Annotated in this window: 8 protein-coding genes and 1 tRNA gene; 4 read left to right on the top strand and 5 right to left on the bottom strand. The window is 50.4% G+C overall.

The window, feature by feature from the left end; all coding sequences use genetic code 11:
• Window positions 1–64 precede the first annotated feature (64 nt).
• Complete coding sequence (locus tag H6F76_RS20640) at window positions 65–961, top strand: alpha/beta hydrolase (protein ID WP_190511111.1); 897 nt, start codon at window positions 65–67, stop codon at window positions 959–961.
• A gap of 34 nt (window positions 962–995) precedes the next feature.
• On the opposite strand, the gene H6F76_RS20635 is transcribed toward H6F76_RS20640, so the two are convergent.
• Window positions 996–1511, bottom strand: a complete 516-nt coding sequence (locus H6F76_RS20635) for a DUF4330 domain-containing protein (RefSeq protein WP_190511109.1) — start codon at window positions 1509–1511, stop codon at window positions 996–998.
• A gap of 267 nt (window positions 1512–1778) precedes the next feature.
• On the opposite strand from H6F76_RS20635, the gene H6F76_RS20630 reads away from it, so the two are divergent.
• Window positions 1779–1850, top strand: a tRNA-Met gene (locus H6F76_RS20630).
• 219 nt (window positions 1851–2069) lie between these two features.
• Here H6F76_RS20630 and H6F76_RS20620 read toward each other — a convergent pair.
• On the bottom strand, window positions 2070–3131 hold the full coding sequence (locus H6F76_RS20620) for a hypothetical protein (RefSeq protein ID WP_190511108.1): 1062 nt from the start codon (window positions 3129–3131) through the stop codon (window positions 2070–2072).
• Window positions 3132–3309: 178 nt separating this feature from the next.
• Window positions 3310–3459 (bottom strand): hypothetical protein, encoded by a 150-nt coding sequence (locus H6F76_RS20615; protein ID WP_190511106.1) that lies wholly within the window; start codon window positions 3457–3459, stop codon window positions 3310–3312.
• A 306-nt stretch (window positions 3460–3765) separates the two neighbouring features.
• On the opposite strand from H6F76_RS20615, the gene H6F76_RS20610 reads away from it, so the two are divergent.
• Entirely contained in the window at window positions 3766–4482 is a 717-nt protein-coding gene (locus H6F76_RS20610; protein ID WP_190511104.1) for a Crp/Fnr family transcriptional regulator, read from the top strand.
• A 306-nt stretch (window positions 4483–4788) separates the two neighbouring features.
• On the opposite strand, the gene H6F76_RS20605 is transcribed toward H6F76_RS20610, so the two are convergent.
• Window positions 4789–6243 (bottom strand): HEPN domain-containing protein, encoded by a 1455-nt coding sequence (locus H6F76_RS20605; protein ID WP_206754401.1) that lies wholly within the window; start codon window positions 6241–6243, stop codon window positions 4789–4791.
• A 313-nt stretch (window positions 6244–6556) separates the two neighbouring features.
• Here H6F76_RS20605 and H6F76_RS20600 point away from each other — a divergent pair, with 313 nt between their 5' ends.
• Entirely contained in the window at window positions 6557–8152 is a 1596-nt protein-coding gene (locus H6F76_RS20600; RefSeq protein WP_190511100.1) for an Hsp70 family protein, read from the top strand.
• A gap of 13 nt (window positions 8153–8165) precedes the next feature.
• Here H6F76_RS20600 and H6F76_RS20595 read toward each other — a convergent pair whose 3' ends face one another.
• A complete protein-coding gene (locus tag H6F76_RS20595) occupies window positions 8166–12413 on the bottom strand; it encodes a non-ribosomal peptide synthetase (protein ID WP_199322260.1) in 4248 nt (1415 codons plus the stop codon).
• Window positions 12414–12417 lie beyond the last annotated feature (4 nt).

Below are 12417 nucleotides of genomic sequence, written 5' to 3'. Positions count from 1 at the left end.
CTGAAATAGAGGTATCAAGAGCGGTAATCGATCCCCATCTCCTTATCCCTCCGTAAGGTTTACCATGTTTCTCCCACCTGGGTTTTGTCAACGTTCCATCGTCACCACGCTTGGCACGATGGTTTATGACACCGCTGACGCATCCCTCTGGTCAAGCGGGGATGGCGATCGCCAAAGTAAACCAACGCTTGTGTTTCTCCACGGGTTTGGCGGTGGTTCTTCCGCTTACGAATGGTCGAAGGTCTATCCTGCTTTCGCGTCGGACTATCGCATTCTGGCACCCGACTTGATTGGCTGGGGGCGATCGGATCATCCAGAACGGAACTATCAGGTAGATGACTACATCACGACAATTATTGAGTTTCTAGAGCAAACGTGTGAGGGGTCCGTGCCCGTTGTGGCATCATCGCTGACGGCGGCGATCGTCATTCGGGCAGCGATCCTCCGTCCAGACTTGTTTCAATCGCTGATTTTGACTACGCCTGCGGGTCTGTCTGATTTTGGTCAAGATTATACGCGCACATTTTTTGCTCAACTGGTCAGCACGCCCGTGCTTGATCGCTTACTGTACAGCACTGGCATTGCCGTAAGTTGGGGTATCCGCAACTTCCTCGAACAGCGGCAGTTTGCCCAACCCGATCGCATTTTTCCCGAAATTGTCGAGGCATACTTGGAGTCTGCCCAACAGCCCAATGCTGAATATGCTGCACTGGCATTTGTGCGAGGCGATTTATCCTTTGACCTTTCGCTTTATATTGCTCAGTTGACTGTGCCAACTGCAATGATCTGGGGTCGGCGATCGCAGTTTACGGGCCCTGAAATTGGTCAGCGGTTGGCAGCACTGAACCCACAAGCAATTCGCGGGCTGCAAGTGATTGAGGACGTAGGGCTGACACCACAATTGGAGCTACCAGCAGTATCGATCGCCCTTATCCGCAGATTTCTCGCTTTGCTGAAGTAGAGCCAGTCTTCTAAAAGCTAGCTCCTAAAAGCGACTAAGCGCCAACCCGCACATCAATGACATACAGGTCTGCAAAGTCATAGGTAAAGCCTTCAAGCTCAATTTTAGTGCCAGCTTTGATCTTGCTATTACCTAACAACGGTCCGTTGTCAGTCATATTTGCATCGCCCGCAACCGTTACCAAAAAATCTTTTGTCAGACCCGCTTCGGGTCGGGGATCTGGCAGCGCTTTAGTAGAGCCATCGGGCTGAGGCACTGCTATATTCCGAGGCAATTCTCTCACTGCTTTAAGGGTGACTGCACCAAAGGGCTGATTCCGAATAATCAGATTTGTTTTGTCCCCTTCTTTGAGCAAGGTTTTAGGGTCTTTGGAGCCAACACTTCTAACAATGACATCCACCTCAACTGGTTTGAGGTTGGAGCTAAGTTGAGCACCTGTGAAACTGGGTAACAGCACACCAACAATCACCAGCAGCACTAGCAGCGCTGCACCAATATCTAAAAGGCTGACCTTGCCAAATAAGCGACCTTTAGAATCTACAATAGCCATGAAATATTGCCTCGATGATCTAATGCCACGACCATTTGCGATCGGGTTTACTTGAAGCATCTTCCCCGTTTTGCAGGAGATTATGCGTTTAACCCATAACAGTCAAGCGATTCTGTGCAAGACTATCATGACTGCACCACTGACAAACACATTCTCTCTGAATTGACAGGCAACAGCGAAAAACTGAGAGAAAAGAAGTTAAGAGTGAGCATCGGGCTATAGCGATCGCTTGTTGTCTTATGCTAAATTAATCAAGTTATTTGTTACGGCTCAGTAGCTCAGTGGTAGAGCAGGGGACTCATAAGCCCAAGGTCGCAGGTTCAAACCCCGCCTGAGCCATGCTTTCAGAAAAGACACCTCCAAAATGACGATCGATTCTGGAGTTTGCTGTTTCCCTCAAAAAATGGGGGTAGCCCCAAGGTCTAGGCTTGTAATGCCTTCCTGGAGCCTTTTCTATTTGTGAGAACTTAAAAATCAGGCACAACTAGATTGCGCTTGACGGCAGCATAGTGTTTGTAGATGACCTCTGCCGAATTGCCTACCAGATAAGCCACGTCTTTAGGGTCCATTCCAGCCTCTAGAGTCAAGGTGATAAAGGTGTGGGCGCGTGTTTTTGATGGGCAAGAACTCTCTGACCTGGTGACGATCGACCAGTGCCAGCCCGTCCCCGCCCCTGAAAGAATCAGGATCTGCGGGCATTGCAGGGTCGGGGATGCCGTCTATGGGCATAATGCCAGTAATTGCAGCACTTGCACCGCCCTTGCTGTCACCACCACTTAGCAGTGACTGCACACCGACTCCTGAAGAAAAAAGGGCATCTAAATACTCAAAACCGTTAACGCTGTATTTACTGGTGACAATCGGTCCGATTGAACCTGGTAGTGTGTAGCTAAAAGGGTTAGAACCGCTTATCCCATTGCTCACAGTGCCGTCTACACGGTACATCTTCCCTACCTGGCTGCCAGATGGAGCACTACCATTACCCTTTTTAATAGGGGTCTGGGATGTATCCCCTTTCCTGTTACTGGATTCTCTCCCCCTATTACCTAGAGGATTCTTGAGAAAGTCTCCAAAATTTCGCGCAGCCTGCTTGGCAGACTCCCTGAGGTAATCGTTACTTTGTCTCTGCGCTTCAGCGAAGCGATCGTTCTTCAACTGCTGCTCTGGTGACCCATAGAAGGGGCTTCCCGATGTGCCTTGCAATTCTTCCCCTAATCGCCTTAATCCTGCATCCGCCAGGGCTGGACCCATACCAGCTAATCTAGGACCGCGTGTCGCAACTGATGACGGCATCGCTGGCAAGCTTCGGGGCATTGCAGCAGCAGGCGATCTTACCCCTGGCATCGATCCACCCAAGCCAGGCGCACGACCGCCGGTTGCCCCACTCAGTAGAGGATTAACCGCGCTAGATGAAGGAGTTGGCGCATCACGAGTAATCGGCGGTGGCGCTCCTGCATATGGCGCATTGAGCGGAGCAGACGGTAGCCCAACCGTCCCTGCAACTCCAGCAGCAGCACTGAGTAACGCACCGGCAACAGCACGACTCGTTACCGGCGGCGGACTGTTGTTGACTCTAGGCGGCAACGATGGCGCACGTAAGCCCTCACCAGCAAAGACCATAATCAATCCTCAAAAGTGTTACGGGGCTTCAGTTCGACAGGTAATAGCTTGGGCTCTCAGCGCTGCGAAGAATGGGAACTGTAGCGTTCCAGGGCTTACCCGTCACGCTTGAAGGTGGCAACTGCTCAAACACAAACCTAAGCACGATAATCGGCTTCCCGTCTGGATTAACCGCCTCCTACAAGTCGGATTGGAAGTTGACTACATTCACAGCCTCCGATATCGCCTGCGTTGGGGCAGTCTCCCTCAGCACCATGCCGCACCAAGTTGCTAATTCTTCTACTGAGCCGATACCATTGGGAATTGCCGTAAGATTTAAAGCAGTCATAGAGAATCCTCGAAGATCCCTCTAGTTTGCCCTATGTGTGGTGGGTTGCGTCATGAGGCAGAGAGGCAAACAGAGGGCACAACAGGCTTAAAGCGTTGCCGGACCCTTTGTCCAGCGCCGTACTGACAGTGACAGCGGGAAAGGCTATTAGTGGTACTTAACACTGCCTGTTAATGCCGGTGGTTAGTCAGTGCAGACCGCTACTGAGTGAGAAACCCACCTTTGGAGACTGAGGTCGAGCGTTAGCACTCTCCCCGGGGCGTCGTCGGCTGCGTTTGCTCAACTTGACACACCCCAAGACATCAGATGTCAGCACCTCAAACCACTCCCCGATCAAGCAATCATCTGCTCGCAGCCTTGCCAGCCGACGTCTATCAGCGCTTACAACCCGCTTTAGAACAGGTCACGTTGTCGATCGGGCAACCCATCTACGAGATGGGTTGCCCGATCGACTATGTTTACTTTCCGGAGCAAGCGCTCATTTCCTTGGTGTCTTCACTGAAGGATGGTGCCACGATGGAAGTGGGCTTGGTGGGGCAAGAAGGTATGGCTGGGTTGCCAGTGGTGCTTAGTGGTATAAGTCACAGCCAGCAGGCGGTGGTGCAGGTCACAGGCAAAGCGTGGCGACTGCCTGCGGAGAAACTGCTGACCGAGTTCAAGCGTCTGGAATTCCTGCACAGCTTGCTGCTCCGCTATATGCAAGCCATGCTGACGCAAGCGGCACAAGGCGGCGCGTGCAACCGCTTTCATACAACCGAAGAGCGTCTGGCACGTTGGCTCTTGCTAGTCAGTGATAGTTTGGGAGCAGACACGTTCCCCATGACGCATGCGAGCATCAGTAAAATGCTGGGGGTGCGTCGTGCCGGTGTGACCGTGGCAGCAGGTGTCCTCAGTCAAGCGGGTTGGGTGCGTTACCAGCGTGGATGCATGACGCTAGTGGATCGGACGGGCTTAGAAGACTTTGTCTGTGAGTGTTATGGGGTCGTTCATGGTGCTTTTGCAGCCGTAGTGAGTGGGAGCTGATGGCGCTGTCAGTGCTTGGTAGTGCCGCCACGGAGGTGGTGAGCGCTGACGCAATGGCGAAAACAGTGCTGCTGTTATCAAGGTTAGTTGCTGAAACACCCTGAAAACGTCTGGTGAGTTGCTGAAGGCAACTAACCAACGAAAGAATCGGCATCCTAGCCTACGCATAGGAGCTAGCAGGAACGAGAGAATCGGGATTTCAAAATATAACTCAACGGTGATTTAGTCCAAATTGTGTCCAGCGAAGTAATTAGGTCTTCGCCTAGCAGTTGGAGAGCCTACTTCCTAATCTCCAGATTAGGAGGTTCAGTCAAAAAACTTAAGGTCGTAAGATTCAGTCAAAGCCGAGTCCATTAAAAGACCAATATTGCTCTCAGACAGCAATACTGTAATTTCTTCTTCTTCAAAGCCCAGTTCCTTCATCAAAGACAAACAAATAATAATTTTTAGCTTCTCTACCATGTAATAAAGCTGCCGATTGTCTGCGGCTTTCTCTTTGCAGCTTTCATCATAGTGAGTTAAGCAATTCCTATTAAAAGCAATTTGCTGACTCAGACTGCTTTGACTTTTTGCGCTTGAAATAAGAGAAAAGCCCCTCCTACTTGATGAGAGTTGCTTAATAACGCTTCGCAAAGAGGCTAAAATATCTTGCAATCTTTTCCTTAATCGTTTTTCGTTGCTGTGCTCAAGTCTACGTTCTAGCCAATCGAGATCTTTTGCTGGGACAACTTTTAAGATGCGAGAAATTTTTTCTTTATGAGCTTCTTCCGAGCTCTCATACTGCTTAAACTTAGGATTCTTGCGATGAAAAACCTCTAATGCTTGAGTTAAAATCAAAAATTCATTTTGAGGATAAAGCTTCTCATAAAAAGTATAAAAGTATAGTTCGCATACAATTTCTAGCCAGTCTGATTTTTCAAACCAGTTTTTAATTAAAATCTCAAACTTTTCGGGGTTTCCTGGGTAGGCAAATAGAATATTAGAATAGAATCCACCTGCGCTCCTTGGAATGAATCCTGAATATTTTCCTGAAGCATTTGAGAGCGAACGAAAGATTTTAACAGGAATATAGCCTTTTTTATAAGTTCCATCCATGGAATCAAAGTATTCCCCTAGCATTACTCCAGTCACGTCAAGTGGATACACAGGGCACATGACTGCAAAGCTTAGAAAATTTCTTAGATGGCGTAGAACTTTTTCAGCCTCTTCTAATAAATGCAATTCAGAAAAAATAATTGTTATATAGGATAATTGAGACAATTGAACATTTTCCATCCATTCTTCTTTTTTGCGCGTTCTAATATCAAGAGAAAGCTTGATATTTTCGTTAACGTGTATTTGAGTAACTGTAACATCTTGCTCATACCTAATAGAAGATCTATCAATATTAAAACCCCTTACTCCTAACCATTGGTTAAGGTATGAGTAATGGACTGAAATACTTAAGAACTTTAAGTCGCTCTCGCTTTGAAGATGTATGCCATCACAGATAAGCCTTGTATGGTAAATTGTTAGGCCAATTTCCTCAAGAGTTAATTTTGATTCACTAAAGCTGTTGTTTAGTAAAGTGATTTTTCCTGCTAAGCACTCACCTAATATGATTGGCGGAAATGATGGTTGATCACTTTGACTTTCGTCAGTTAAAGAGCCGATTAGCTCTAGCTTTCCTCCTGTGGCTGGTTCAAACTTTAGAGTGCCTGATACTTTTCTATTTGGGAATTCTGGAAGCCACCATTGTCCAACATGCTCAAAGCCTTTCATATCTGCTTTCAAATTATTTTTAACTACTCTACTGTTCTATCATTGGTAGTTTCTTGGTAAAGTAGTTTGGTGGTCAGGTCACAAGCTCTAGCGTTAATATGCTAAAGCCCGAAAGGTCCTTCTACTAAGGCTTTCAGTGCTTTTATTGCCGCACTCATAAGCCCAAGGTCGCAGGTTCAAGCCCCGCCTGAGCCATGCTTTCAGAAAAGACAAGTTAAAGCAGCGCGATTAGAATGCCCTAAGAGTGAGGGTAATGCTTGCATATCATTTATTGTCTTAAAAGAGCCACGTATGCAAGGTGATTTGAGACGGCATGGGAATCGCAATTGACTTTGGGACTAGCAACACCGTTATTGCCCGGTGGAATCGTGCAACGCAGCAACCAGAAACACTCTCTTTACCAGGCATCAGCGATCGCTCTGGTCAGAACCCACCGCTCATTCCCAGTTTGCTTTACGTGCAAGAGGCGCGTCAGGGCACAGTAGTGGTTGGTCAAACCGTGCGCGATCGTGCCCTTGATTTATCTACAGACCCGCGTTTCTTTCGTAACTTCAAGCGCGGCATTGGTTCCAGTGTGCAGGGCTTTTTGCCTGAGCTAGACGGCTGTACCGTTCGGTTTGAGCAAGTAGGGCAATGGTTTCTCACTCAGCTTGTACAGCAGCTTAAGACCATTGAACCGGAAGCGGGACAGTCGATCGTCTTTACCGTGCCGGTAGATAGCTTTGAGGCATATCGTCTCTGGCTAGGGCACGTGTGCGAGTCGCTACAAGTAGAACAGGTGCGCATGCTGGATGAGCCAACGGCTGCAGCACTGGGTTATGGGTTAGCCGACCAAGAAACGCTGCTAGTCATCGACTTTGGGGGTGGCACGCTGGATCTCTCATTGGTACGGCTCGATCGTGCTCAGGCACAGCCAAAACCGCTCGGCTTTATCCTTAAATGGGGGCAAAAGTCGTTTGCGGAACAGTCAGGGCAAACACCCAAGACAGCCAGAGTATTAGCGAAGGCAGGACAAAATCTGGGCGGATCGGACATCGATAACTGGTTAGTAGATTATTTTGCTGAGGCGCAAGGATTAGCGATAACGCCACTGACCACACGATTGGCAGAACGGCTCAAAATTCAGCTTTCGCTGCAAACCCAGGCGCAAGAAGTGTACTTTGACGATGAAACCTTTGAGAGCTACGAACTGCAACTAAGTCGTACGCAATTTGAAGACATCCTGAAACAGCACCAGTTTTTTGAGCGTCTGGATGATTGCCTGTTGCAAGTGTTGCAGCAAGCGCGACGGCAGGGCTTAGAAACAACTGATATTGATGCCGTGTTGCTAGTGGGTGGCACGGCTCAGATACCAGCGGTGCAGAGCTGGGTGCAGCACCATTTTGAAGCTAGTAAGGTGCGCTGCGAAAAACCCTTTGAGGCGATCGCGCATGGGGCGCTGCAACTAAGCCAGGGCATTGAACTCAAAGACTTTCTCTATCACGGCTACGGCATTCGCTATTGGGATCGTCGCCAAAACTGCCACAACTGGCATCCACTGATTAAAGCGGGGCAAGCCTATCCCATGAGCGATCCAGTGGAGTTGCGGCTGGGTGCCTCTTTGGATAATCAACCGAGCATCGAGCTGGTCATTGGCGAACTGGGTGTAGAAGCCAATCAAACAGAAGTTTACTTTGATGGCGATCGTCTGGTAACTCGGCACCTTGGCAGCAGCCATCAGGTACAGCCGCTCAACGATCGTGACGGTGCCCGCAAGATTGCCAAACTGGAGCCACCGGGACATCCAGGGAGCGATCGAGTCAAGGTGCTGTTTCGCGTTGATGAGCAGCGCTTTCTCCGCATTACGGTAGAAGACCTCCTAGCATTGCAAACGCTGATTGACGATCAACCCGTTGTCCAATTGAGTTGATCGCCAGCAGCCCTTAATGTTTGCTGTTAGAAGGGGCGGTTGCTTCAGTAAGACAGCCTCGCAAAGCGTTACCCAGCTTTTGCACATAGGGTTCCTTCAGCATCCCTAGATGATCGCCAGGGATATGATGCACGTCTAACCCCTCTTTGACTAACTGCTGCCAGCTCAGTTCATTGTCAATCAGGGTGTGAGGCACATTCTGTCGCTCAGTTGCCTTAAACAACGCGACACGACCATCATAGCGACGGATACAGTAGCGATGAGCAATCTGCTGGTTTTCTTGCTCGTAGTTGAAATCCGTGATTTTGTCGGATAGCGGCAAGCCTGTAAGGCGGCAGAAGGTAGTGCTGGCATGGCAGTACCCATGCCATAGTGCCTCCAATAGATCTTGAGTACGCCAGCGAACTTGCGCTTTGATCATTCTCAGCAGGTAAGGAAGACCAGACTGCTTGATTTTGTGCCAATGCTTGGTCGCCCGATCGTTCACCAGATGCCTTAAAAGAGGCTGGTTGTCGATCGACGGGTATGTATCGATCAAACCCAGGAAGGCAATTTGTTGCCCTTGTGCCGTCAGTTGCTGTGCCATCTCGTACGCTACCAAGCCACCAAAGGAAACTCCCACCAGTAAGTAGGGACCCTGGCGCTGTAGCGCCTGCATTTGCCGATTGTAGTGCGCTGCCAGAGCTTCAACACGATCGATGGCGATCGCTTCTCCAGCCATGTGAGCTGCCAGACCATACACAGGTTGGTCTGGGTCAAGATGGCGTACGAGCGGGAGGTAATACTTCAGCCCTCTACCTAAAACATGAATACAGAACAACGGTGGTTTACCGCTTGCTGGTTGACCAGGCTGAATGACGACCAGGGACGGAGTGATAGATGTCGCGCTGGGTAATAAGTCTGACAGTGCTGCACCACCTTGAGCTACATCGGCTTGAGCCATACGAACTTGGGCTGCACCAATTTGGGCTGTACTAGATGCGGATGGTGCTACTTCCAGGCGAAGACAGGTTGCCAGTGCTCCGATCGTGGGTGCCTGAAAGAGCGTTGACAGCGGCAGATGTTTGCCAAGCGTTTTTTCGATCTGCGACCACACGCGTACGGCTGACAGCGAATGACCGCCCAGTTCAAAGAAGTGGTCATGAATGCCGATCGGCTTGATTTGCAAAACACCTTCCCAGATCGCAACTAACTGACGCTCTAGCTCATCTCTCGGCGCTACAAACGAAATTGCTACCTCTGACTCACTCTTACCCGTTGTCATAGACAGCGAAGCCCGTCGATCGTCTGCAAAGACACTTTCGGGAGCCGGTAACGCTGCGCGATCGAGCTTGCCGTTTGCCGTGACGGGTAGCTCTTTCAGCAAGACGAACGCGGATGGCAGCATGTAATCCGGCAGTTTTTCCTTGAGGGACTGGCGCAGTTCAGCGATCGTGGGTGCTGGCTGCTGGCGTGGTACAACGTAAGCAACCAGACGTTTTTCACCAGGTTGATCGTCCCGTGCCATCACGACAGACACTCGGATGGCTGCATTTTGAGCAAGCACAGCCTCAATTTCGCCCAGTTCAATCCGAAAGCCACGAATCTTCACCTGATGATCGATGCGACCCAAAAACTCAATGTTGCCATCGGGAAAAAAGCGCGCTAAATCGCCTGTTCGGTACAGCCGCGCCTGCGATGATGGCTGAAACGGGTGTGGCAGAAACCGTTCTGCCGTTTTAACTGGATCAGTGTAGCCCGATGCCAGACAGTCGCCACCAATGTAGAGTTCACCTGTCACCCCGATCGGGCAGGGTCGCAGGCGAGCATCCAGCACATAATATTGGGCGTTCTGGATAGGCTTGCCGTAGGGAATGCTAGTCCAATTTGGATCGATGTCGTTAATGCGGTAGAAGTTCGACCAGACCGTTGCCTCAGTCGCTCCACCTAGCGAAATTACGTCCACACCAGGAAACGTTGCTTTTAGCGCATCAGGCAGCGTAACTGGAATCCAATCGCCACTCATAAAGACCAGCCGTAGCTGCGATCGCTCGTCCTTTAGGTTGGAGAAAAAAGGCACAAGCTGTTGCAAGGCAGGTGGTGCCGAATCCCAGAAGGTAATGGGTTCATGGCACAGAATATGCAGCAGCGCCGCCGGATCGCGTACAGCCTCACTGGACACAACTCGAATTGAGCCACCCGCTGCCAGTAGCCCAAAGATGTCATACACAGACAGGTCAAAGCAGAGTGAAGTGATGAACAACACGCGATCGGTTGCAGTGATGTTAAAACTGCGGTTGACCCACTCGATTAAATTGATGACGGGCTGATGCCGGACGACAACTCCCTTCGGTGTGCCCGTAGAGCCAGAGGTAAAGATCACGTAAACAGTATCATCAGCGCTGCCCTGCTTGGGTAGGTTTGCAGTTGGCTGCTGGCACAGGTGCGACTGTTGCCATACCTTTAGCCCAGTTGGTGTTTGATCACAGCCTCGATCGCCCGTTTCGATCACCATTGTGTCGCAGCAGATCAAATGCTCCAGTCTTGGCAGTTGCGTTTGGAGTGTTTCAAAAGTCGATCGATGCAGCGGCTGCGTTACAACCCAGCCTACGTCTAGGGAGTCGAGAATCCACTGCACCCGTGCTTGGGGAAAGGTTGGTTCCAGCGGAACATAAGCTCCACCAGCTTTGAGAATGCCCAGCAGCGTGGGAATCATCTCCAAGTCACGACTTAAGTAAACGCCGACAAAGGTGCCCGGACGCACCCCCAGCGCTTTCAGGTGATGGGCGAGTTGGTTTGCCTGACGATTGACCTCGTTATAGGTAAGCTGTTGCGCTTCGTAAACCACCGCGATCGCATCGGGGTTCCGCGTTACCTGTGCTTCAAAGAGTTCATGCAAACAGGTCGCTTGAGCATAGTCGACTGCTGTATCGTTCCATTCCACCAGCAGTTGGTGCCGTTCGGCTTCTGTTACCAACGGCAACTCTGCCAAAGATTGCTCTGGGTTCGTAATCATGCTGGTTAGCAAGGTTTGGAGGTGCCCCAGTAAGCGCAGGATGGCGGCTTGATCAAACCGACGGCGATCGTACGAAATTTTCAACACCAGTTCGGCATCCAGACACCCAATCAGCACTAGCGGCAGTGGCGGTTGCTCATGCAGTTGAAACTCGCGATGCTGCCAGTTGCTGCCCTGTTGCTGTAGCTTCGTATTAAGTGAATAGTTTTCGAACACGACCAGGCTCTCGAACAGCGGCATGCCGCCCGGCACCTCACTCCACGCCTGCACATCTACTAGCGGCGTATGCTCGTAGTCACGGACAGCAATGTGCTGCGATCGCAGTGCTTTTAGCCAGGGCAGTAACGCTGCCTCTGCTGGCACCTGAACTCTGACGGGCAGCGTATTGATTAGTAGCCCAGTGATTGAGTCGGCTCCGTCAACCGACGATTGGCGGCAGGCTCTAGTTGCTCCAAACACAACATCGGCTTCGCCACTATAACGGCTTAAAAGCAATGCCCAGGCACCCTGAACGATCGTATTAGGCGTAATGTCCTGCTGTTTGGCAAGAGATTGCAACGCTGTCGTTAATGCTGCCGAGAGGCAAAGCTGCTCTTCTCCATGTCCGGGTTGGTCGAGCAACTGGCTTGATGCTTGGGGTGGCAGCAGCGGCGTTGGTGTTGAGAAGCCGTTGAGTTGGTGCTGCCAGAACCCTTTTGCGGTCGATCGATCCTGCTGCTGTAGCCACTCAATATAGTCTTGATAGGGTCGAGGGGTTGCCAGCGCTAGCGTTTGATTCTGACAAAGCACTTCATAAAGGGCAAACACTTCCTGTAGCAGCACTGTCACCGAGCGCCCGTCTAGCAGAATGTGATGAAACGTCCAGATTAACCGAAACTCAGTGTCAGCCAACCGAAACAAGGCAAGACGCATAAGGGGGGCTTGAGCCAGGTCAAACCCACGCAGGCGATCGGTCTGCAAGTACAGGGCATGGCGATCGTCTTGTTCTGCAACCGATAAACCTTGCCAATCATGCTGCGTAAAAGGCAAGGAGACACTTGACTGCACCAGTTGCCTGGGTTCTTCCAACCCATCCCATTGAAAACTGGTTCTTAAGACTGGATGACGCGCTACAACCTGCTGCCATGCCTGAATCAATGGTTCGACTGCTATACATTCATGCAATGTGCAGACCATCTGCTCAAGATCTACTCCAGTCTGCTGCCCATGAAGACTGTGAAACAGCATCCCCTGCTGCATCGGCGAAAGTGGGTACGAATCTTGCATGCTT

The sequence above is a fragment of the Leptolyngbya sp. FACHB-321 genome, from assembly GCF_014695975.1.
Lineage (GTDB): Bacteria > Cyanobacteriota > Cyanobacteriia > Leptolyngbyales > Leptolyngbyaceae > Stenomitos.
The sequence above is the reverse complement of the archived record's forward strand: the minus strand, read 5'-3'. Positions and strand labels throughout refer to the sequence as shown.

What these genes read in the sequence shown, in the direction of transcription:
- H6F76_RS20640 (WP_190511111.1), top strand. Translation starts at nt 65, where the DNA reads ATGTTTCTCCCACCTGGGTTTTGTCAACGTTCCATCGTCACCACGCTT.
- H6F76_RS20635 (WP_190511109.1), bottom strand. Translation starts at nt 1,511, where the DNA reads ATGGCTATTGTAGATTCTAAAGGTCGCTTATTTGGCAAGGTCAGCCTT.
- H6F76_RS20620 (WP_190511108.1), bottom strand. Translation starts at nt 3,131, where the DNA reads ATGGTCTTTGCTGGTGAGGGCTTACGTGCGCCATCGTTGCCGCCTAGA.
- H6F76_RS20615 (WP_190511106.1), bottom strand. Translation starts at nt 3,459, where the DNA reads ATGACTGCTTTAAATCTTACGGCAATTCCCAATGGTATCGGCTCAGTA.
- H6F76_RS20610 (WP_190511104.1), top strand. Translation starts at nt 3,766, where the DNA reads ATGTCAGCACCTCAAACCACTCCCCGATCAAGCAATCATCTGCTCGCA.
- H6F76_RS20605 (WP_206754401.1), bottom strand. Translation starts at nt 6,243, where the DNA reads ATGAAAGGCTTTGAGCATGTTGGACAATGGTGGCTTCCAGAATTCCCA.
- H6F76_RS20600 (WP_190511100.1), top strand. Translation starts at nt 6,557, where the DNA reads ATGGGAATCGCAATTGACTTTGGGACTAGCAACACCGTTATTGCCCGG.
- H6F76_RS20595 (WP_199322260.1), bottom strand. Translation starts at nt 12,413, where the DNA reads ATGCAAGATTCGTACCCACTTTCGCCGATGCAGCAGGGGATGCTGTTT.